This is a genomic window from Photobacterium obscurum (genome assembly GCF_026191635.1).
GTDB lineage: Bacteria > Pseudomonadota > Gammaproteobacteria > Enterobacterales > Vibrionaceae > Photobacterium > Photobacterium obscurum.
This window is the reverse complement of record NZ_JAKRRW010000001.1, coordinates 409,122-429,584: the sequence shown is the minus strand read 5'-3', so window position 1 is coordinate 429,584 and position 20,463 is coordinate 409,122. Positions and strand designations below refer to the sequence as shown.

The window sequence follows — 20,463 nt, the reverse complement described above, 5'->3', positions numbered from 1 at the left end:
TTCGTATTTTAATGTCGCTGTAGGCTGGGGAATTTAGTTGACCGGAAGCACTCGGTTTCGACCAAGATGCTTGGCTTTATTCAAGAAACTATCAGCACGCTCAAGCACTTGGCTGCAGCTCTCGTTTTCCTGCCTGGAGGCGACGCCAAACGAAGCGGTGATAGAATTAATACGCTGGCCAGATTTTTTGTCTAATACCGAAATTTTTTCGACGGCTCGGCGTACGGTTTCTGCCAGCTGACGAGCTGAAGGCATGGATTTTTGCGGCAACATAACAACAAACTCCTCACCACCAAAACGATAAGGTTGGGCATAATCTTGGCAGCATGCGATAAGTCGGCGGGCAACAACTTTTAATACCTGATCACCGAGTAAGTGGCCATAATTGTCGTTAAAGTCTTTGAATTTGTCGATATCGAGCATTATCAAGCTAAATGGAACCTTGTTTTTCTCGTAGCTTTCAATGTCACGCTCAAAGGCTCGTCGGTTTAGCAGCTGAGTAAGTGCGTCTTCATTGGCTTCTTTCTGGCTTTCATTCAATGCTTCACGTAATGCCGTGATTTCTTGCTGTGCATTGTTGAGCTGTCCTTTAAAGGTACCTGTTGCCTGTTGGATCTGACGGGACTCCCGGATTAAATCACGGACTAACGTCATCGTCTCCTCTAACGATATTCCCTCTCGCTCACCGGTTTCGAGTTTGTTGAAAGTCTTACTGAGCGCTCCCTGGAAGGTTTCAGCATTAGAAAGGGTATCTGACATGGTATGTGATAGCTCTTGCATCATCGCCGTCAAGCTCTGCTTGAGTTGGATCATATCCTTGTCGGTTTCACTGGCCAAATGCTCCTGGTACAGGCTCTCACACAGAGTCGGGGTACAGAGGCCACCTAGAGCTTCTATTCCCTGGTCAATAGCGAGGTTGAGTTGCGGGTCCTGCTGAGTGGCATAGGTATACCAGAGTGCATAGTTGGTCGGTGTTGTGGGGACTTTGTGTTTGATCATCAGGGGAACCGTTTTTTTCAACGTTTCCGTCGATTCCACAAAGCTGTCTTTGCTCATAACTTGAATTCCATTCTTGTCGCAAATACGTAAGCCAATTGACTACGGCGTGAATTGTATTTGAATTATTGCTTAACGCCGTGATAGTTCGGTATTTTTATAGGTATAAAAAAGCCTTCTAAGGATACCTTAGAAGGCTTTGAATTTTTAGTCTGAAATTCGTTATTTCTTATAATGAAATAGCAAAGTATTACATGCGTTCAAGCGTCTCGATACCTAGAAGATCCAAGCCCTGTTTGATTGTCTTCGCAGTTAGAAGTGCAAGCTTCAGACGGCTCTGCTTAACTTCTTCTTCTGCGTTAAGAATCGGGCATGCTTCGTAGAAGCTAGAGAACTTACCTGCCAGCTCAAATAGGTAGCTACACATTACGTGTGGGTGACCTTCGCGAGCAACAGTCTGTACCGCTTCTTCGAACTGAAGCAGACTAGATAGTAGCGCCTGTTCTTTTTCTTCGTTGATCACAACAGGGTGAGTCAGGTCGGCTTGCTCAACGCCAGCACGCTTGAAGATAGAAGCAACACGAGTGTACGCATACTGCATGTATGGTGCAGTGTTACCCTCGAATGCCAGCATGTTGTCCCAGTCAAAGATGTAGTCGGTAGTACGGTGCTTAGAAAGATCCGCGTACTTAACCGCCGCCATCGCTACTGTTTTCGCGATGTTTTCTTTCTCTGCTGCAGCAAGCTCAGGGTTTTTATCTTCGATTAGCTTCGCCGCGCGCTCTTCAGCTTCATCTAGCAGGTCAGCAAGGCGAACGGTACCGCCAGCACGGGTCTTGAATGGACGGCCATCTTTGCCTAGCATCATGCCGAATGCGTGGTGCTCTAGCGTTACTTCTTCAGGAACATAGCCAGCTTTGCGAACGATAGTCCATGCCTGCATTAGGTGCTGGTGCTGACGTGAATCGATGAAGTAAAGCACACGGTCAGCGCCTAGCTGCTCGTAACGGTATTTAGCACAAGCAATATCGGTGGTTGTGTATAGGAAGCCGCCATCGCGCTTCTGGATGATAACACCCATAGGCTCGCCATCTTTGTTCTTGTATTCATCAAGGAATACAACCTGCGCGCCATCATCTTCAACCGCCAGGCCTTTTTCTTTCAGGTCTGCAACAATACCTGGCAGCATATCGTTGTACATTGACTCACCCATTACATTATCACGGGTTAGTGATACGTTTAGGCGGTCGTAGTTACGCTGGTTCTGAACCATTGTAACGTCAACAAGCTTCTTCCACATTTCTGCACAGTACTCGTCGCCACTCTGTAGCTTAACTACGTAGTTACGTGCACGTTTTGCGAATTCTTCGTCTTCGTCGTACAGCTTCTTAGATTCGCGATAGAACGCTTCAAGATCTGATAGTTCCATTGAAACTTCGCCAGACTCTTGTTGAACACGCTCAAGGTTAGCGATAAGCATACCGAACTGAGTACCCCAGTCGCCGATATGGTTGGCACGAACCACTTTGTGGCCTAGATGCTCAAGGGTACGAACAACGGCGTCACCAATGATGGTTGAGCGCAGGTGACCAACGTGCATTTCTTTTGCAACGTTTGGTGCAGAGTAGTCAACAACGATGGTTTTTTGTTCTTCTTTTGTTACACCAAGGCGTTCGTCAGTCAATGCCGCTTCAGCACGCTCGGCTAGCCAAGTTTTGCAAAGGAAGATGTTGATGAAACCAGGGCCTGCGATCTCTACTTTTTCTGCGATACCGTCAAGATCCAGCACCTCGATAACTTTCTGTGCGAATTCGCGAGGGTTGGTGCCTAGTTTTTTAGCAACGCCCATTACACCGTTAGCCTGGTAGTCACCAAACTGCGCTTTCGCTGACTGGCGAACGGCTGCAGGACTGCCTGCCGGTGCGCCAGCGGCTTCTAACGCCTGAGATACTTTATCGTTAATTAGTGCTTGAATGTTCACACGCTTATCCTTTAAATCATTTGTTACGCTAATAGTGAAGGTGTACTAGCGAGGCAAAAAGGTTACGGTATTCAAGAGTTGCTATAAGCAAAAACCGTCAAAAATAGTCACGAAAGTTGGCGGCATTAATTTATGAACAATTAATGCTGATAAGAATCACGTGAGTATTTTTGACGGGACACGCTCTTGATTAAGAGGTGATATCTTGAATACGTACATTGCATTGCCTTAATAATACCCACAAAGTTAGGTGTTTTGGCAACCCGAAATGAGCATTGTGTGCGATTTTTTTTTCGTTATGGATAGAACGTGAAAATTATGCACAAATCAAGCAGCAACAAGGCTTGTCGTCGCCTTTAGATGGGGTTTCTATCGTCTTAAAACTATGGATAATTATGCGTTCGTTTCCCTTAGCCTAAATAACTGGAGAAAAAACATGCAGAAGCTGACTGATGCCGGCCTTCATCCCGAGCAAATGCTGGCACAACTGCCCGCATTCTTACAACGAATTGAAGCACTGGCGACAGAGTTGAACGTTTCGTTGTCGAGTTATCAGGCTGATCATATTGCGCTGCGGGTAAATGACCGTGAAATGGCTGAAGCATTACATAAGGCCTGGCTGGATTATGGCGTGGAGTGGTCGAATAATGAGATCAATGGCCGCCCGATCATTGTTATTGGCTTTGAGCAGCCGTTACGGCTCGGCAGCTGGACGATAGAAGCATTGGAATTGCCTTATCCGGGCAGCAAGGCTTACCCGCAACAAGGATGGGAACACATTGAGTTTGTTATTCCTGCCCAGGCGAATAATACCGAAGATCTGAAAGCGGTTTTGGATGAGGCTTTTCCTCAACTACCTTGGGATAACCTGGCAGATAAAGGCATCAAGGTAAAAGCCAGCTCACCATCGGGTGAGAAAGAGCGCCTGCCAAACCCGACCTATGCATTCAAAAAAGCAGGGGTGTGCATCAAGCTACATCCGTGCTCGCTGAAGGATGTGATAGAGAGCGAAGAATAGAAGCGGATAGAGCTGCCCTGTGGCCCTAGGTCCAGGGAAAAGCGCGGTCGTAGAAGATACCGCGCTTTATTTTATTGTGGATATGGCCTTATGTATTTAGAACCATAGAACCGTTCTACAAAATCACCGTCCTGTTACCATGAACAAAGACCTTATCATCGACCACTAGGCCCAGCGCCTTGCTCAGCACGGATTTTTCGACATCACGGCCGGAGCGAGCCATATCGGCAGCACTGAAGTTGTGGTCTACAGGGATCACATTCTGGGTGATAATCGGGCCCTCATCTAAATCGTTGGTAACAAAGTGGGCAGTGGCACCGATGATCTTTACACCGCGCTCAAAGGCCTGCTGATACGGTTTGGCACCGATAAAGGCCGGCAGGAAGCTGTGGTGGATATTGATGATTGTGTGCGGGAACTGAGCAACAAAATCAGGCGTCAGGATCCGCATGTATTTGGCTAATACCACGTAATCAGGGCTGTATTGTTGCACGGCAGCAAGCATTTTAGCTTCGTGTTCTTCGCGGCTTAGCCCCTCATGGCAAATGTGGTGGAACGGAATATCAAACTTTTCGACCAGTGGGGCCAGGTGATCGTAGTTGCCGACAACTGCGGCAATCTCGATATCTAGCGTGCCATCAAAGGCCTTGACCAGAATATCCCCGAGGCAGTGAGCTTCCTTGGTGACCATAATAATAATCCGTTTACGGTCAGAACTGACGAGGTTACGGTGACTGCCGGAAGGAAGGGCATGATCAAGATCGGCCAAGAAGGTCTCATCGTTGAAGTAGCCCTCTAACTCGGTGCGCATAAAAAATTGGCTATTGGTATTATCAACAAACTCATTGTTATGCACGATATTTAGCTGGTGCTTATAGCAAATGTTGGTGATTTTCGAAATCAGGCCGATGGCATCGGGGCAATCGGTTAGCAGGGTTTTCTTTTCCATGGTCTTCCTTGAACTACACTATTAATTCCAATTTCTCCTATTTATTACCGCGTATTTATTTCAGGGTCAAAACAAAAATACGGATCAGTACTGGTGATAGTTGCAATACGTATAGAAATCTAATCAATAATCTGTGCTTCGAGGTGAGAGATATGTTGTCACAAAGGTTGAAGTTTTTATCTATGGCTCTCTTTTTTATCATGTTGGTATCCGGTACTGGGTTTGCCTATGCTGACAGTCATGAGCGGGATACCAAGTCGCTGTACAGCCGGCTGGGAGGGCTACAGCCAATTTCGGTTGTCGTCAGTGATTTCATTGATGTGATTGTGGTTGATGATACCCTTAATGCTAATCCTGCGATTGATGCGGCGAGGAAAGTGGTACCGTCAGCCTACCTTAAATACCATGTCACGGCGATGGTATGTCAGGTCACCGGAGGCCCATGTAAGTACCATGGGCGGACCATGAAAGATGCTCATTCCCACTTGAATATTACTGAGAAAGATTGGCAGCAAATGGTGGTATTGTTTAAAAGTGTGCTGGATAAGCATGGTGTGGCGGAAACAGAGCAGCAAGAGTTGATGACGATTGTCGGTTCGACGAAAGCAGAAATTGTTACCGCCCCTTAACGGTTGCTATTGCGAGCGGAGAACCGGTAAATAACCATAGTCGCAGGCAGGCAAACTTGGCATAATGGTCAGTCTTTTACTGTATAAATAACCAATAAAAGTTTCTGAATGATAGCCAAGTTTTTCGCCTCAGGTGGTGCACTCGATAAAGCCATACCCGGTTTCCAGGCTCGCCAGCCGCAGATCGATATGGCGCAAGCGGTTGATGACGCCATCCGTGAACAAACTCAACTGGTGGTTGAAGCAGGTACAGGTACCGGTAAGACATTTGCCTACCTGGTACCTGCCTTGGTCAGTGGTAAAAAAACCATTATCAGTACTGGCTCAAAGAACCTTCAAGAGCAGCTCTTCCACCGTGATCTGCCGTTAATGGCGGATGCGTTGGGTTTTGCCGGGCGAGTATCACTACTCAAAGGCCGGGCTAATTACCTTTGCCTTGACCGCTTGAGCCGACAGATCACCGAAAGCCACGGTACCCATGTTGATCCTACTTTGCTCAGCCAACTGGTGAAAATTCGCAGTTGGTCTTCGACCACTAAGTCTGGTGATCTTGGTGAGTGCGAAACGATCGCAGAAGATAGTCCGGTGATCCCGATGATCACCTCAAGCAATGATAATTGCCTGGGGCGCGAGTGCCCGTCCTATGAGGATTGCTTTGTGGTTAAGGCGCGCCGTAAAGCCATGGAAGCCGATGTGGTCGTGGTTAACCACCATTTGTTTCTGGCTGATCTGGCGATTAAGGAGACAGGCTTCGGTGAACTGATCCCAGAAGCTGAAGTGTTTATTTTTGATGAAGCCCATCAGATGCCGGATATTGCCAGTCAGTATTTTGGTCAGAGCCTGTCGAGTCGTCAGATACAGGAATTGGCAAAAGACGTCGAGATTGGCTATCGCACCGAAGCGAAAGATATGCGCCAGTTGCAAAAGACGGCGGATCGCCTGACACAGGCTGCGTCGGATCTGCGTATTGTACTCGGCGAGCCTGGCTTTCGCGGAAATTGGCGTGATGCAGTAAAGAGCCCGGCTATTCAGCGCGAGCTCACTCGGCTGAATGATGCCCTTGATTTAACCCACGAGGTGCTTAAGTTGGCGCTGGGGCGAAGTCAGTTGCTTGATACGGCTTTCGAGCGGGCTACCCTGCTGAAAGGGCGCTTGGCAAGATTGTGTGATACATCGATTACTGGCTATTCCTATTGGTATGAATGCACGCCGCGTCATTTCAGCCTCAACATTACCCCATTGTCTGTAGCTGAAAAATTCCATGAGCAGATGCAGCTGCAGCCAGGAGCGTGGATTTTTACCTCTGCAACACTGGCCGTTGATGATGATTTCAGTCACTTTAGCCATCGGCTAGGGTTACAGCCCAAGCAGCAGTTTTCTCTGGAAAGCCCTTTTGACTATCAGCAGCAGGCTTTGCTCTGTGTCCCCCGCTTTCTGCCTGAACCGAATAGCTTTGGGATAGCAGATCGGCTGGTGGAAATGCTTACGCCTGTCATTGAAGGAAATAACGGCCGCTGTTTTTTCCTTTGTACCTCGCACCAGATGGTCAGAGAACTCGCCGAAGGGTTCCGCGCAGTGTTGGATCTGCCGGTACTGGTTCAGGGGGAAACCACCAAGCAGAAATTGCTGGCTGAATATCTTGAACGAGGTAATGCTCTGCTGGTTGCGACAGGGGCATTCTGGGAAGGCGTTGATGTTAGAGGACAGGCCCTTAGCTGTGTTATCATCGACAAATTACCTTTTACAGCACCAGATGATCCGTTGCTGAAAGCGCGGATTGAGGACTGTCGTCTGCGTGGCGGGGATCCGTTTTCGCAAGTTCAGATACCCGATGCCGTGATCACCCTGAAGCAGGGGGTTGGGCGCCTTATTCGTGATAAGCAGGATAAGGGCGTGCTGGTCATTTGCGATAATCGTTTGGTAACGCGTCCGTATGGCGCTGTATTTTTAAGAAGCCTGCCACCCATTCCGCGTACGCGGGATGTTAACGGTGTTGGGCAGTTTTTGTCTTCGGTGAATGGTGCTAAAAGTACTGTTCATTGTGACGATTAGCATTCAGAGGCTTGAATGAGCACCAAAATTCTTGCAGTAGATACTGCGACCGAAAACTGTTCCGTTGCCTTAATCGTAGGCGATGATGTTATTTCACGTTGCGAGTATGCCCCGCGTGAACACACTACTAAGATCCTACCTATGGTTGATACTGTATTGGCGGAAGGTGGATTGAAACTCAACCAGTTGGATGCGTTGGCATTCGGTCGTGGGCCGGGAAGCTTTACTGGTGTCCGTATCGGCATCGGTATCGCTCAAGGCTTGGCATTTGGTGCTGACTTGCCAATGTTGGGCATTTCAACACTGGCGGCAATGGCTCAGGGGACTTACCGAGTACACCAGTCAGAACAAGTTCTGACGGCGATCGACGCGCGCATGGGCGAAATATACTGGGGGCAGTATCAGCGTCAGGTTGATGGTGACTGGCAGGTTGTCGGTAACGAGTTAGTTATCCAGCCTGACGCACTGATTGAGCAGTTCAACGCAGATAACGGCATTTGGTTAACAGCCGGTACAGGTTGGGAAAGTTATGCTGAACCTCTTGCACAGTTGAAGGTCAAAATGGAAAAAGGGACAGTTCTATATCCTGACTCCCAAGACATGGCTCACCTAGCCAAGTTTGCTCTGGCTCGAGGCGAAGCGGTTGCTGCCGAACATGCCAGCCCTGTATACCTTCGTGATACGGTAACTTGGAAGAAGCTACCTGGCCGGGAATAAATTATAAGGCCCACGGTTGAGCGGTAAGCAGAACGTGGGCTGGTTTCCAGGAAGAGTTAGAGCTTGATTCTTCTGCAGCCTGCTACAGGGCTTAGAAGCTGCTCTTTACCCCGATAGGTATATCATCATGGTCTCAATTCAGCGCTTAACGCCTTCGATACACTCGCCACAAAAGCCTCGGGTAAACAAACCTGCAACGGCACCAGATACACCGCAGACCACGGTTGTTGCGAAAGCGGTGGCGAAATCTGTTCGTGATCCCGAGTTGATTCAAGATGCCCATGCCAAGATCCAATATGATCAGCCAGAGGGCAGAAACCGTCAGGCGATGGACTCTTATATGGGGGTAATGTACCAAAATCGTAAGGATGAGTTGTCTTCTCTGGTCGGTGTTGATGTTTATGTCTGAATATACCCTAACAGGAAAGTTGGGCGGATATTGAGCAATTGTCTAGGAGTATCTGATGGTTAGGAAGCTATTTCTTGGGCTGATAATGGTCTTTATGGTAGGCTGCGCCAGCGTGCCGGAAAGCTTATATACCCAATCTGAGACCCCAATCACCGACTATATGCTAATTGCCGATGATCCAGAGCAGGTTCAGGGGCAGGAAGTTCGGATTGGCGGCATCATTGCTGCGATTGACAATGAAAAGCAACGAACCCGAATTGAGATTGTCAGCCTGCCGTTAACTAGTGATGGCAGGCCTAAGCTTGATGCGAAACCACAAGGGCGCTTTGTTGGGTATGTTCCAGGTTTTATTGAACCCTTAGAGTATCGGCCTGGTCGTCTGCTTACCGTTGTCGGAAGGATAGACGGCAGCGAGCAAGGTACCGTGGGAGAGTTCGATTATTTGTTCCCTGTTGTAAAGGTTTCGGGAAGCCAGCTTTGGCAAGTTAAGCAGGAAATCAGAATTGATGATTTCAGCCGTTATCAAGATTGTATTGGTACCCGCTGTTCGTTTATGAGCTATGGTGTCGGTTTTACTCGGGGTGAGGTTACGCAACGGGTAACCAAATAGATTGAGAGTTCTGTGTCGAGTGTAATGTACTGCACGTATTTTCAGCTAGCAGAGATAAAGCTGGCGGGGATGTGCTCATTTCAGCATCAAGGTGGGGTGGTAAAAGCATCGGCACCTTTGTCTTATTTGGATGGTCAAAAGCCGGTAGTCGTTTTTTTGCATGGTTGGCAAGATAATGCCGCTAGCTTTGACGCACTGTTTCCTCTGTTGGCAGATCAATATGACTTGATTGCGATTGACTGGCCGGGTCATGGCCACTCTGAACCGCGCAGCAAGGACAATTACTACCACTTTGTGGATTATATCGATGATCTCAACCAGCTAATGACGTTAATTCCCATGAGCGATGTGATTTTGGTCGGTCACTCATTGGGCGCGCTGGTAGCTGGTTGTTATGCAGCAGCATTTCCAGACAAAGTGACAGGCTTGGTACAGATAGAGGGAGGTTCACCGCTATCTGAGCCGACCGGCAATGCTGTGCAGCGGCTTCGTGACGGTATTGACAGTCGGCAGCGCTATCGTCAGCGGGCGGTACGACGAGCGACTCGAAGCATGGCCTCCTTTCAGGATGCGCTGGATTTACGTTGTAGCGTGAATCAGTTGACAGCTCAGCAACTACAGCCGCTGGTAGAGCGAGCGACATACCATGACGGCCGCTGTTGGTACTGGCGGCACGATAATCGTCTGCGTTGTGATTCACTCTATAGAATGGCAAGAGAGCAGGCGCAGGCGTTGACATCGCAGATCCAATGCCCAGTACTATCGATTCTTGGTCGAACTGGGTTTCGTAGCCTTAAGCAACCAGAGTCGGGGAGCGGTTGGCTGCAGCATAGTACCCAGGTCGAGATTGAGGGTGGCCACCATTGCCACATTGAAAGTCCGCAGGCTGTCTGTGAGCACATTAGGATGTTCATTGAAAAATTCAAATAACTGGTCTAATCAGTTGTTAATTGTTTGTTAATTGTGCTGTAATGGCGGCTATAAACAGTTGTTTTTATTATTCCCCTACAGCAAGTTTTGGCGTCTACGCTTAAAAAAATAAGGAGAGTGCAAAGTGGGTAAGGTTTGGCTTAACCGCTATCCGGAAGATGTACCGGCAGAAATCAACCCGGATCAATATCCGTCGCTGGTTGAAATGTTTGAGCAATCTGTACAGAAATACGCGGATCAGACAGCATTTATCAATATGGGACAGGTAATGACCTTCCGTAAGTTGGAAGAGCGCAGCCGTGCTTTTGCCGCTTATCTGCAAAATGAACTGAAGCTGAAAAAAGGCGACCGTGTAGCCGTTATGATGCCGAACCTACTGCAATACCCGATTGCTTTGTTCGGTATTCTTCGTGCAGGCTGTATTGTGGTTAACGTTAACCCGCTTTATACCCCTCGCGAGTTGGAACATCAGCTAAACGATTCTGGTGCGAAAGCCATTGTTATCGTATCTAACTTTGCACATACTCTTGAGACCGTGGTCAAGAACACCGGTGTTCAGCATGTTGTTCTGACAAGCCTTGGTGATCAGCTTTCTCGTCCGAAGGGAACGGTAGTGAACTTCGTCGTGAAATACATCAAGAAAATGGTGCCTAAGTACCACCTTCCTCATGCAACATCAATGCGGGCGGCACTGCGTAAGGGCCGTCGTATGCAGTATGTTAAGCCGTTTATGTCAGGTGACGATACCGCATTCCTTCAGTATACCGGAGGAACGACCGGGGTCGCGAAAGGCGCGATTCTGAGCCACCGCAATATGCTGGCTAACGTGATGCAGGCCAAAGGTGCATACGGCCCAGTACTAACTGAAGGCCGTGAGCTTATTGTAACGGCGCTGCCGCTATACCATGTATTTGCACTGACTGTGAACTGCCTGCTGTTTATCGAAATGGGCGGCCGTAACCTGTTGATCACCAACCCGCGAGATATTCCGACGTTTGTTAAAGAGCTTCAGCGGTACCCGTTCACGGCGATCACTGGGGTAAATACCTTGTTCAATGCACTTGTGAACAACGAAGATTTCCACGAACTGGACTTTAGCAACCTTCGCCTGTCTGTTGGTGGTGGTATGGCTGTCCAGCGTGCAGTGGCTGAAAAGTGGAAACAGATAACGAGCAACTACCTGTTGGAAGGATATGGCTTGACGGAATGCTCCCCGCTAGTGGCAGCATACCCGTATGATCTTGTTGACTATAATGGTTCAATTGGCCTGCCAGTACCGTCAACGGAAGTACGGATGGTTGATGATGAAGGTAATGTTGTCGGTAATGATCAGGCTGGTGAGCTACAGGTACGTGGCCCTCAGGTTATGCAGGGTTACTGGCAGCGCTCGGAGGCAACCAAAGAGGTGCTTTCTGAAGATGGCTGGTTGTCTACCGGTGATATTGTGCGCTTTGATGACGAGGGCTTCCTGCATATTGTTGACCGTAAAAAAGATATGATTTTGGTCTCGGGTTTTAATGTCTATCCGAACGAAATTGAAGATGTTGTTGCGTTGAACAGCAAAGTAATGGAAGTTGCTGCGATTGGCTTGCCTCATGAAGTTTCTGGTGAAGTCGTTAAAATTTGCGTAGTGAAACGTGATCCAAGCCTGACTCGTGATGAGTTGTTAATGCACTGCCGCGAGCACCTAACGGGTTATAAAGTACCGAAGGTGGTTGAGTTCCGCGACGAGTTGCCAAAGACCAATGTCGGAAAAATTTTGCGCCGTGCGTTACGCGAAGAATCTGACAAGCAGGCACAAGAAGCATAACTTGTTAATTCAGGATATAATTATTCTCAAGTAACTTGGGTATATACTAATTTCGAGTGCCGGCTATTATGCCGGCACTTTCTTTCGGTTAGCTATCATCAGGTAACTGATTACAATTAAAGGTTTGCTGTGAATTTTGAAATCGTAACAACAACGGATCGCCTAGAAGCCGTATGTGAGCATGCCCGTACTAAAACGGCAGTTATGCTTGATACGGAGTTTGTCCGCACTCGGACGCTTTATCCGAAGCTGGGCTTGATCCAGTTGTTTGATGGAGACAGCCTGGCACTTATTGATCCACTTGAGATTGATGACTTGGAGCCTCTCTGGGCGCTGCTACGCGATCAGTCCGTGACAAAAGTATTGCATGCGTGCGGTGAGGATCTTGAAGTGTTCCAGCACTACGCAGGATGCTTGCCTGTTCCCATGATCGACACCCAGGTTATGGCGTCGTTTCTTGGCTACGGGGTCTCGGCTGGTTTTGGCACATTGGTTAATGACTACCTTGGTATCGAGTTGGACAAAGGTGAAGCAAGAACCAACTGGATGGCTCGTCCTTTGACGGCCAAACAGCTGGACTACGCTGCCGCGGATGTTTTCTATCTACTTCCTTTGTATCAGAAGTTGCTGGTGCAAGTAGAAGATAAAGGTTGGATGGAAGCATTGGAGCAGGAGTGTGCTGCATTAATGCTTAAGCGTACCAAACAGACAGATCCTGATAAGGCATACCTTGATATGAAGAATGCCTGGCAGCTAGAGCCTCAGCAGCTTGCCGTCTTGCAGAAGGTCGCCAAATGGCGGGTACTTGAAGCCCGCAAGCGTGATTTGGCCTTGAATTTTGTGGTGAAAGAGCTGCACTTGTGGAAACTCGCACGCTATAACATCAAGTCCAAGGCGGTGATGGCCAAAGAAGGCTTCGACAATATGGAAATTCAGCGTCACGGCAACCGTCTTCTGAAGTTGGTCTATGATGTCGAAAATATGCCGCCTCAGCAGTATCCTGAAAAAATTGTTCGTCTTGTTGATCTGGCTGGCTATAAGCAACTGGTGAAACGCATAAAGGATGAAGTCAGCAAAGTTGAGGCCGAAACAGGGCTTGCTCCGGAATTTCTGGCTTCTAAAAAGCAGGTTAACCAGCTGATCTCATGGGCTTGGAAGAAGCAAAGGCCAACAGATGATCTTCCTGATATGCTAAAGACCTGGCGAAAGGGGCTATTTGAAGAACGCGTGTTGCCGTTACTCGATAGGTAGTCGCTTTATTGCCAATTAGCTATATCTGAATAAGAAAAAGCCCCGGTTTTTCAACCGGGGCCTTTTTATTCTGGCCAAAAATTATTTTTCTTCGTCTGGCAGAGTGACATTGAGCTCTAGAACAGATAGATCTTCTTCTTTCTGGTCGAGGTTCACGGTCACTTGTTCTGGGCTTATTTCCACATATTTGCGGATCACTTCCAGAATATCCTGCTTAAGTTGAGGCAGGTAGCTTGGCGTACCTTGATTGGCAGTACGCCTCTCGGCAACGATGATTTGCAGCCTTTCTTTCGCCACACTCGCTGTCGTCGGTTTTTTGGGGCGGAAGAACTCAAGCAATGCCATAGTGAATTAGCCTCCAAATAGACGTTTTAGGAAGCCTTTTTTCTCTTCCTCTAGAAAACGGAATGGGCGCTCCTCGCCTAATAAACGGCCAACCGTATCTTCGTAGGCAATACCCGCATCAGATTCTTTATCGAAAATTACTGGCTCGCCCTTATTTGAAGCGTTAAGCACCGCTTGGCTTTCTGGGATAACGCCCAACAATGGAATATGCAGAATCTCTTCGACATCAACAACGCTCAACATCTCACCTAGAGTAACGCGAGCCGGGTTGTAACGAGTAAGAAGAAGATGTGTCTTGACTGGCTCCTCGGCATTTTCAGCACGGCGGGACTTAGAGTCAAGAATACCTAGAATGCGGTCAGAGTCTCGTACAGACGAAACTTCTGGGTTAGTGGTTACAATTGCTTCATCGGCAAAATACAGTGCCATTAAGGCACCTGTTTCAATACCTGCCGGCGAGTCACAAATGATGAACTCGAAACCCATACCATCGAGGTCATTTAGTACGCGCTCAACTCCCTCACGACTTAGCGCATCTTTGTCCCGCGTCTGTGATGCAGGTAAGACGTACAGGTTATCAACGCGCTTATCCTTAATCATGGCTTGATTAAGATTTGCTTCTCCATTGATAACATTAACAAAGTCATATACTACACGACGCTCGCAACCCATGATTAGGTCAAGGTTACGCAGGCCAATATCAAAATCAATGACAGCGGTCTTTTTACCGCTTAAGGCGAGTCCAGATGCAATAGCTGCACTGGATGTTGTTTTACCAACGCCACCTTTCCCCGAGGTAACAACGATAATACGTGCCATCTATAAATTCCTTATCAAACGTTATAAAGCCAGATGCTCTATGTTTAAATTATTTTCAGCAAGTGAGATAACGACACCTTTACCCCAGAATTCATCCTGAATTTTATCACTTAGCCAGTAGTTACCTGCAATGGAAATTAGTTCAGATTGTAAATTTTGACAAAAAATTCTGGCTTGGGACTGGCCACTGGCACCGGCGATTGCCCGGCCACGCATCGTACCGTAAATATGGATACAGCCATCAGCAATAATTTCGGCCCCTGCACTTACATGGTTCATGATGACCAAATCACAGTTTTTGGCATAAATTTGCTGGCCAGAACGGACAGGGGTACGAATGATTTTGGTCGGCTCCATGACGGGCTCTGACGCCTTGACTTGCCTTGCCGCGTTCATGATCGCAAAACCGGCGTGTTTTGCCTGAGTTTGACGGTGAGTATCTTTGCAGCCGCTGATCCCTACAGGGATCATGCCAGCGTTTTGGACGCCTGCTTTCAGCGTATTGAAGTCGATGCTATCACCGGCTTGGCTTATATCGATAACCACAGGTGCAGCTGCGAAGAAGTTAGGCGCCTGATTGACTTTCTCTTTCAAGAAGTCAGTAGCCTTTTCAATGTCCCCATCAACGAGATGCAGGGCTGAGAGCGTAAATGAGCTCCCTTTTAGTTCTGCTGATTTTGTCATATATATTGACTGACTGTAGTTTAATTAGTCGTTCGGGTACGTTATCACATAGGTACTTGCATGTTATATTCCAAACACTATCACAGCAAGCTATCCTTGCTTTAGCGTTGGAAATTCAGACAGCCGTCTCATCTGCATAGCCTCATGGTGGTTGTTGCAGGGAATGATTTCGCAATATTGCGGTCTGAATTAGGTGAAAGCTTTAACTTACAGGCTATTTTTGATGTTTTGTGCAATTTACAAAAGCCCTAAAAAAGAAAATACATATTTATATATCAACAATAAAGACGACTTTTCAGAGGTACCTGAGAGTTTAATGGCGACATTTGGCACTCCTCAGTTTGTAATGGTGTTGAGGTTGGATAACGGACGTAAATTGGCACTGGCTGATGTTGAGAAGGTAAAAGAGGCATTAGGAACTGCGGGTTACTACTTACAGGTTCCACCGCCAGTGACGAATTTGCTTGAAAAGTACAAGGCAGACAAAGCCGAAAAGAATTCGTAAAGGGTAACTATGCGTAAGCGATTGATATCGGCCCTCGTGGCCTTAGGTTTAGGGATTTCGTCAACGGCTTTTGCTGCTGATGAAGGTTTTGACGAGTATGTACTCGGGCTAAAAGTCGAAGCCCGTGAAAAAGGAATTTCAGAGTCGATCATCAACTCTGCGTTTGAAGGTATTAAATTTACAGAGCGTGCAGTTAAGGCTGACAAAAATCAGCCAGAAAAAAAACTGACACTGGATGAATATATACCTAAAGCTGTCCCGGATTGGAAAGTAAAACAAGCGAACCAGTTATATAGGGAGCATAAAACTGCCCTGGATAAAATCGGAAAGCAGTTTGGTGTTCAGCCAAGGTTTATTGTTGCACTGTGGGGCGTTGAAAGTAATTTTGGTCGTCTGATGGGAAATTACAATGTCATTGAAGCGCTATCGACACTGGCTTACGAAGGACGTCGTGAGGCATTTTTCCGTAAGCAGGTAATGGCAGCTTTGGAAATTTTGGATGAAGGTCACATTGCTCCCAAAGATATGAAAGGTTCATGGGCCGGGGCAATGGGACAGCCGCAATTTATGCCGACTTCGTTTTTAACTTTTGCTGTTGATGGCAATAATGATGGCCGGAAAGATATCTGGAAAACTGAGGCTGATGTATTCGCCTCTGCGGCTAATTACTTAAGCAAGTCGGGGTGGGATGATGAATATACTTGGGGCAGGCAAGTAAAATTACCCTCCAATGTAAATGACAGTCTATTTGGTGTGGAAAAGGAAAAAGGCCGATCTTTGGCTGAATGGCAGAAGCTAGGTGTCAGAAAGTTGAATGGGCAATCATTACCTAACGTGGACATACAAGCCTGGCTTATACAACCAGATGATAATCATGGACGAGCATACTTGATATATGGGAATTATCAGGCCCTGTTGAAGTGGAATCGATCGCATTATTTTGCACTTGCTGTTAGCCATCTTGCAGACAGAATTCGATAATGATTTTTAAAATAAAAAGCCAGACTTTATTGTCTGGTTTTTTTTGCAGTCGAGAACTTCATTGAAATTATAAATACAAACCTATCGGTTTATTTTTCCTATAAGCTATAACATACGGGTAATTGTAAGTCATTGATATTATTTATTTTATTTTGTGGTTATATTCGTTAGAGGAATAAATTGATAGTTGTAATAACTGCGTGAGTTGAGAGGTTATGGCTATACCTCTTTATAGGTAGTGTGGGTTTCCAGCTTTGTTTTTACCTATTCGTATATGAATGGTTAGAGGGGGATTTGACTAGGCTTATGATGATTGGATATCAGATATAAAAAAGCCCGGTAATTAAACCAGGCTCTATTCAGCTTATATTCAGCAATAATTAAATCTCGAAATCGTCAAGAGACTTGCCTTCATCAAGCGCTTTTTTCAGTGCGCTTGGAGTACGACCTTGGCCAGTCCATGTTTTTTCTTCGCCGTTTTCATCGATAAATTTATATTTTGCTGGACGTGCTGCACGCTTAGCTTTTGGCGCTTTGTTCAGGCTTGCTAGTAATTCTTCTGGGTCGATGCCGTCAGCTAGTAGCATTTCACGGTATTGAGCCAGCTTTTCGTTACGCTCTGTTTCTTTTGCACGCTCTTCAGCTTCAGATTCTTCACGCTCAGTAACAACAGTTTGTAGTTTTTCTAGAGCTTCCTGAAGTTGTTCAAGAGTATATTCACGAGAAAGAGCGCGAAGGCTACGAAGGTTTAACAGCGCTTTCATTGCATCAGACATTTTTAATTTCCTGTTGGCCTAAAACTATTTAAATAATAATAGCAGTCAAAAATCAATAATTGCAATAATAATACTTTTAATAGCCTGATGCCAAATAAAATATCCCTGCTGTAATTAAATTTTTTCTAATTAGGTTCGAAAATTCTCGTTTGTAATAAATTGTAATCCCTGCATTACGTAAAATTAATCAGGATACAATATCACTATACGGATTAAATTAATGCCTGCTATTTCATATGGCTACGCATAATGTACCGAATATTTTGTTTACTTTTTCGACAGTTGAGCAAGATTATTCACTATTTCTGTTAATTATTTCATCGTAACTTGTTGCAAATGAAATCCTATCCCGTAGAATTAGCCATTCCTTGACTAAGGGTAGAGGCGCATTGTCTATTAGTAGCGACTGGAGGGTGATTCCTTTGATGGTCTGTGAAAGGAGCCAATGCCGAAGTAAGTAAGGCCTATCATTCCTTCTTGCTGGGGTTGTCACCGAATAGGGTCAACACTGCCATAGTATATAATTACATTAACTATGGAGCGCTACTGTGGGGTCGGAAAAGGGTTCAACCTTTCCTAATACTCTTCCTTCACGATTAGAGTTCGTGTTCAGCAGTAGATCTCCAACCAGGATCGGTTGTAATAGAGATCATGAATATTGTAGATTTTTCCCATTCATCCATTTCACTTTTGCCCCCGCTAGTGGCATTAGGTTTAGCTATTCTGACACGTCGCGTGTTAGTTTCATTAGGCGTCGGTGTTCTTCTTGGCTCATTGCTGCTAACAGACTTTTCTCTTGGTGCGACCGCGAATTATGTGGGTACTACCGTTAAGGGATTGTTTATTGACGATGGTGCCATCAATAGTTGGAACATGAGTATTGTTGCTTTCCTTATATTATTGGGAATGACAACGGCACTATTGACACTTTCTGGCGGTACCCGTGCTTTTGCTGAGTGGGCACAAACAAAAATCAAAAGCAAACGCGGCGCAAAGTTGCTGGCGGCTTTTTTAGGCGTATTTATCTTCGTTGATGACTATTTTAATAGTCTGGCTGTTGGTTCAATTTCACGTCCGGTAACTGACCGTTTTTATGTATCTCGTGCCAAGCTGGCCTATATTCTAGATTCAACCGCCGCGCCAATGTGTGTATTGATGCCCGCTTCAAGTTGGGGAGCCTACATTATCACTTTAATTGGTGGTATTTTGGTTTCGCATGGCGTGACTGAATATTCAGCGCTTAGTGCCTTCCTTCAGCTAGCGCCAATGAACTTCTATGCGGTATTTGCGCTATTAATGGTATTTGTTGTGGCCTGGTTCCAATTGGATATTGGCGCGATGAAGAAGCATGAAATGCAGGCAAGTCATGGTCGCGGCTTCGATGAAGGCGATGATGACAGCTTAGCGAAAGATCTGAATGATGAGCTGGAAATTGAAGAAAGTGAGAACGGCCGCGTTGCAGATCTAGTGATGCCGATTGTTGCTCTGATCTTCTCTACCTTCTTTTTTATGCTGTTCACGGGTTACCAGGCTCTTTCTGCGGAAGGCATTGCTTTCAATATTCTGGGTGCGTTCGAGAATACTGATGTTGGCATGTCACTGGTTTATGGTGGCCTTGTTGGCTTGCTAGCAGCGATGATCCCTGTAATGCGCCAGCGTCTTCCTATGGCTGATATCGCGCAGACATTGTGGATTGGTGCCAAGTCTATGTTTGGTGCGATTCTAATCCTGCTGTTTGCCTGGAGCATCGGTAGCGTGATCAGCGATATGGCAACAGGTAAGTACTTGTCTACTCTAGTACAGGGTAATATTAACTCGATGCTGCTACCTGCAATCCTGTTCTTGCTTGCAGGCCTGATGGCGTTCTCAACTGGTACCTCTTGGGGCACGTTCGGTATTATGCTGCCAATCGCGGGCGACCTGGCCGCCGCGACAGATATTGCTCTGATGCTACCAATGCTGGGCGCGGTACTGGCCGGTTCTGTATTTGGTGATCATTGCTCACCGATTTCTGATACGACAATTCTGTCTTCGACGGGGGCACGTTGTCACCATATTGATCACGTATCGACTCAGCTTCCATATGCGGTAGCTGTTGCTTTTGTATCGACAATTGGCTTCTTGGTACTCGGTCTGACAAGCTCGGTAGCTGTTGCTTTCATGGCCGCGCTAATCACCTTTATTTTGGTCTGTATTCTGTTGCTTTGGCTGGCACGTCGCCCTGCAACAGTGGCAGCGAAAATGAAAAGTTAATTGCCCGTAAACTCACTTTTTGAGAGCAAAGCCTGCAATCTAATTGCAGGCTTTTTTATTGTGCCTTTGGTCTCTCTTTACCGGGTATATACACTTTCAATTGCTACACATTTTCTGTAGCATTTCGGCAGTTTTTTTGCGCTTTGACGGGGAGCCTTATGGCCCAGATGTATTTCTATTACTCGGCTATGAATGCGGGTAAGTCGACGACTTTACTACAGTCATCTTTTAACTATCGGGAACGTGGTATGACGCCGGTAATTTTTACCGCTGCGATTGATGATCGATATGGCAAGGGAAAGGTGAGCTCACGTATTGGTCTACAAGAAGACGCTGAGCTATTTAATGCGAAAGATGATCTTTATCGCAAGCTTCAGGACATGTGTGCAACCGATAAAATTGATTGTGTGTTGATTGACGAGTGCCAATTCTTAACCAAAGAACAAGTATATCAATTAACTGAAGTCGTGGATAAATTGCATATTCCTGTATTGTGCTACGGACTGCGCAGTGATTTTCGTGGCGAGCTGTTTGAAGGTAGCAAATACCTGCTTTCATGGGCTGACAAATTAGTTGAGTTAAAAACGATTTGTCACTGTGGTCGCAAGGCAAATATGGTGATCCGTCAAGATGCAACCGGCCGAGCAATAGCGGATGGTGATCAGGTGGAAATTGGTGGTAATGATCGTTATGTTTCTGTTTGCCGCAAGCACTATAAAGAAGCATTAGGACGTTAATAAACGCACTA

The 20,463-nt window shown here is 46.5% G+C and carries 20 protein-coding genes and 1 riboswitch; of the genes, 13 read left to right on the top strand and 7 right to left on the bottom strand.

Annotation, left to right across the window (positions count from 1 at the left end):
• Positions 1-33: 33 nt before the first annotated feature.
• Both MD588_RS01865 and argS read right to left on the bottom strand, forming a co-directional pair.
• Complete coding sequence (locus MD588_RS01865) at positions 34-1,056, bottom strand: GGDEF domain-containing protein (protein ID WP_265695064.1); 1,023 nt, start codon at positions 1,054-1,056, stop codon at positions 34-36.
• Between the two features lie 190 nt (positions 1,057-1,246).
• Positions 1,247-2,977, bottom strand: a complete 1,731-nt coding sequence (argS, locus tag MD588_RS01860; RefSeq protein WP_265695063.1) for an arginine--tRNA ligase — start codon at positions 2,975-2,977, stop codon at positions 1,247-1,249.
• Positions 2,978-3,413: 436 nt separating this feature from the next.
• Here argS and MD588_RS01855 point away from each other — a divergent pair, with 436 nt between their 5' ends.
• On the top strand, positions 3,414-3,995 hold the full coding sequence (locus MD588_RS01855; RefSeq protein WP_265695062.1) for a VOC family protein: 582 nt from the start codon (positions 3,414-3,416) through the stop codon (positions 3,993-3,995).
• Positions 3,996-4,110: 115 nt separating this feature from the next.
• Here MD588_RS01855 and purU read toward each other — a convergent pair whose 3' ends face one another.
• The gene (gene purU, locus MD588_RS01850) at positions 4,111-4,944 is read right to left on the bottom strand and encodes a formyltetrahydrofolate deformylase (RefSeq protein WP_265695061.1); all 834 of its coding nucleotides are present in this window, start codon (positions 4,942-4,944) and stop codon (positions 4,111-4,113) included.
• Between the two features lie 182 nt (positions 4,945-5,126).
• Between purU and MD588_RS01845 the strand changes: the two genes are divergently transcribed.
• From MD588_RS01845 to rnd, 8 genes are all read left to right on the top strand, one after another.
• Entirely contained in the window at positions 5,127-5,573 is a 447-nt protein-coding gene (locus MD588_RS01845; RefSeq protein ID WP_265695060.1) for a group I truncated hemoglobin, read from the top strand.
• 108 nt (positions 5,574-5,681) lie between these two features.
• A complete protein-coding gene (locus tag MD588_RS01840; protein ID WP_265695059.1) occupies positions 5,682-7,625 on the top strand; it encodes an ATP-dependent DNA helicase in 1,944 nt (647 codons plus the stop codon).
• 15 nt (positions 7,626-7,640) lie between these two features.
• Positions 7,641-8,342 (top strand): tRNA (adenosine(37)-N6)-threonylcarbamoyltransferase complex dimerization subunit type 1 TsaB, encoded by a 702-nt coding sequence (gene tsaB / locus MD588_RS01835; protein ID WP_265695058.1) that lies wholly within the window; start codon positions 7,641-7,643, stop codon positions 8,340-8,342.
• 127 nt (positions 8,343-8,469) lie between these two features.
• Positions 8,470-8,751 carry a hypothetical protein gene (locus tag MD588_RS01830; protein ID WP_265695057.1) on the top strand — a complete coding sequence of 94 codons (282 nt, stop codon included), beginning with the start codon at positions 8,470-8,472 and terminating at the stop codon, positions 8,749-8,751.
• Positions 8,752-8,806: 55 nt separating this feature from the next.
• A complete protein-coding gene (locus MD588_RS01825; protein WP_265695056.1) occupies positions 8,807-9,361 on the top strand; it encodes a Slp family lipoprotein in 555 nt (184 codons plus the stop codon).
• A 12-nt stretch (positions 9,362-9,373) separates the two neighbouring features.
• Entirely contained in the window at positions 9,374-10,291 is a 918-nt protein-coding gene (locus tag MD588_RS01820) for an alpha/beta fold hydrolase (RefSeq protein WP_265695055.1), read from the top strand.
• A 124-nt stretch (positions 10,292-10,415) separates the two neighbouring features.
• Positions 10,416-12,101 carry a long-chain-fatty-acid--CoA ligase FadD gene (gene fadD / locus MD588_RS01815; protein ID WP_265695054.1) on the top strand — a complete coding sequence of 562 codons (1,686 nt, stop codon included), beginning with the start codon at positions 10,416-10,418 and terminating at the stop codon, positions 12,099-12,101.
• Between the two features lie 129 nt (positions 12,102-12,230).
• On the top strand, positions 12,231-13,352 hold the full coding sequence (gene rnd / locus MD588_RS01810; RefSeq protein WP_265695053.1) for a ribonuclease D: 1,122 nt from the start codon (positions 12,231-12,233) through the stop codon (positions 13,350-13,352).
• Between the two features lie 81 nt (positions 13,353-13,433).
• Here rnd and minE read toward each other — a convergent pair whose 3' ends face one another.
• The 3 genes from minE to minC are packed head-to-tail and all read right to left on the bottom strand — an operon-like array spanning position 13,434 to position 15,200.
• Entirely contained in the window at positions 13,434-13,697 is a 264-nt protein-coding gene (gene minE, locus MD588_RS01805) for a cell division topological specificity factor MinE (RefSeq protein ID WP_265695052.1), read from the bottom strand.
• 6 nt (positions 13,698-13,703) lie between these two features.
• Positions 13,704-14,516 carry a septum site-determining protein MinD gene (gene minD, locus MD588_RS01800; RefSeq protein ID WP_265695051.1) on the bottom strand — a complete coding sequence of 271 codons (813 nt, stop codon included), beginning with the start codon at positions 14,514-14,516 and terminating at the stop codon, positions 13,704-13,706.
• Positions 14,517-14,537: 21 nt separating this feature from the next.
• Entirely contained in the window at positions 14,538-15,200 is a 663-nt protein-coding gene (minC, locus tag MD588_RS01795; RefSeq protein WP_265695050.1) for a septum site-determining protein MinC, read from the bottom strand.
• Positions 15,201-15,423: 223 nt separating this feature from the next.
• On the opposite strand from minC, the gene MD588_RS01790 reads away from it, so the two are divergent.
• Both MD588_RS01790 and MD588_RS01785 read left to right on the top strand, forming a co-directional pair.
• Positions 15,424-15,705 (top strand): YcgL domain-containing protein, encoded by a 282-nt coding sequence (locus MD588_RS01790; RefSeq protein WP_265695179.1) that lies wholly within the window; start codon positions 15,424-15,426, stop codon positions 15,703-15,705.
• Positions 15,706-15,714: 9 nt separating this feature from the next.
• A complete protein-coding gene (locus MD588_RS01785; protein ID WP_265695049.1) occupies positions 15,715-16,686 on the top strand; it encodes a lytic murein transglycosylase in 972 nt (323 codons plus the stop codon).
• A gap of 380 nt (positions 16,687-17,066) precedes the next feature.
• Here the strand turns inward: MD588_RS01785 and MD588_RS01780 are convergent, their stop codons facing one another.
• Positions 17,067-17,462, bottom strand: coding sequence for an H-NS family histone-like protein (locus MD588_RS01780; RefSeq protein WP_265695048.1), 396 nt, complete (start codon positions 17,460-17,462; stop codon positions 17,067-17,069).
• Between the two features lie 371 nt (positions 17,463-17,833).
• Positions 17,834-18,016, top strand: a riboswitch (Lysine riboswitch).
• A 97-nt stretch (positions 18,017-18,113) separates the two neighbouring features.
• Between MD588_RS01780 and MD588_RS01775 the strand changes: the two genes are divergently transcribed.
• Together MD588_RS01775 and MD588_RS01770 are read left to right on the top strand one after the other, a co-directional pair.
• On the top strand, positions 18,114-19,715 hold the full coding sequence (locus MD588_RS01775; RefSeq protein WP_265695046.1) for a Na+/H+ antiporter NhaC family protein: 1,602 nt from the start codon (positions 18,114-18,116) through the stop codon (positions 19,713-19,715).
• Between the two features lie 158 nt (positions 19,716-19,873).
• The gene (locus MD588_RS01770) at positions 19,874-20,452 is read left to right on the top strand and encodes a thymidine kinase (RefSeq protein ID WP_265695045.1); all 579 of its coding nucleotides are present in this window, start codon (positions 19,874-19,876) and stop codon (positions 20,450-20,452) included.
• Positions 20,453-20,463: the final 11 nt, after the last annotated feature.

Bases quoted from the DNA above. Each gene is read 5' to 3' on its own strand.
- minD (WP_265695051.1), bottom strand. From the start codon at position 14,516: ATGGCACGTATTATCGTTGTTACCTCGGGGAAAGGTGGCGTTGGTAAA.
- MD588_RS01770 (WP_265695045.1), top strand. From the start codon at position 19,874: ATGGCCCAGATGTATTTCTATTACTCGGCTATGAATGCGGGTAAGTCG.
- MD588_RS01845 (WP_265695060.1), top strand. From the start codon at position 5,127: ATGGCTCTCTTTTTTATCATGTTGGTATCCGGTACTGGGTTTGCCTAT.
- minE (WP_265695052.1), bottom strand. From the start codon at position 13,697: ATGGCATTGCTTGAGTTCTTCCGCCCCAAAAAACCGACGACAGCGAGT.
- MD588_RS01840 (WP_265695059.1), top strand. From the start codon at position 5,682: ATGATAGCCAAGTTTTTCGCCTCAGGTGGTGCACTCGATAAAGCCATA.
- MD588_RS01825 (WP_265695056.1), top strand. From the start codon at position 8,807: ATGGTTAGGAAGCTATTTCTTGGGCTGATAATGGTCTTTATGGTAGGC.
- MD588_RS01785 (WP_265695049.1), top strand. From the start codon at position 15,715: ATGCGTAAGCGATTGATATCGGCCCTCGTGGCCTTAGGTTTAGGGATT.
- MD588_RS01830 (WP_265695057.1), top strand. From the start codon at position 8,470: ATGGTCTCAATTCAGCGCTTAACGCCTTCGATACACTCGCCACAAAAG.
- MD588_RS01855 (WP_265695062.1), top strand. From the start codon at position 3,414: ATGCAGAAGCTGACTGATGCCGGCCTTCATCCCGAGCAAATGCTGGCA.
- tsaB (WP_265695058.1), top strand. From the start codon at position 7,641: ATGAGCACCAAAATTCTTGCAGTAGATACTGCGACCGAAAACTGTTCC.
- purU (WP_265695061.1), bottom strand. From the start codon at position 4,944: ATGGAAAAGAAAACCCTGCTAACCGATTGCCCCGATGCCATCGGCCTG.
- minC (WP_265695050.1), bottom strand. From the start codon at position 15,200: ATGACAAAATCAGCAGAACTAAAAGGGAGCTCATTTACGCTCTCAGCC.
- MD588_RS01865 (WP_265695064.1), bottom strand. From the start codon at position 1,056: ATGAGCAAAGACAGCTTTGTGGAATCGACGGAAACGTTGAAAAAAACG.
- MD588_RS01780 (WP_265695048.1), bottom strand. From the start codon at position 17,462: ATGTCTGATGCAATGAAAGCGCTGTTAAACCTTCGTAGCCTTCGCGCT.
- MD588_RS01790 (WP_265695179.1), top strand. From the start codon at position 15,424: ATGTTTTGTGCAATTTACAAAAGCCCTAAAAAAGAAAATACATATTTA.
- MD588_RS01775 (WP_265695046.1), top strand. From the start codon at position 18,114: ATGAATATTGTAGATTTTTCCCATTCATCCATTTCACTTTTGCCCCCG.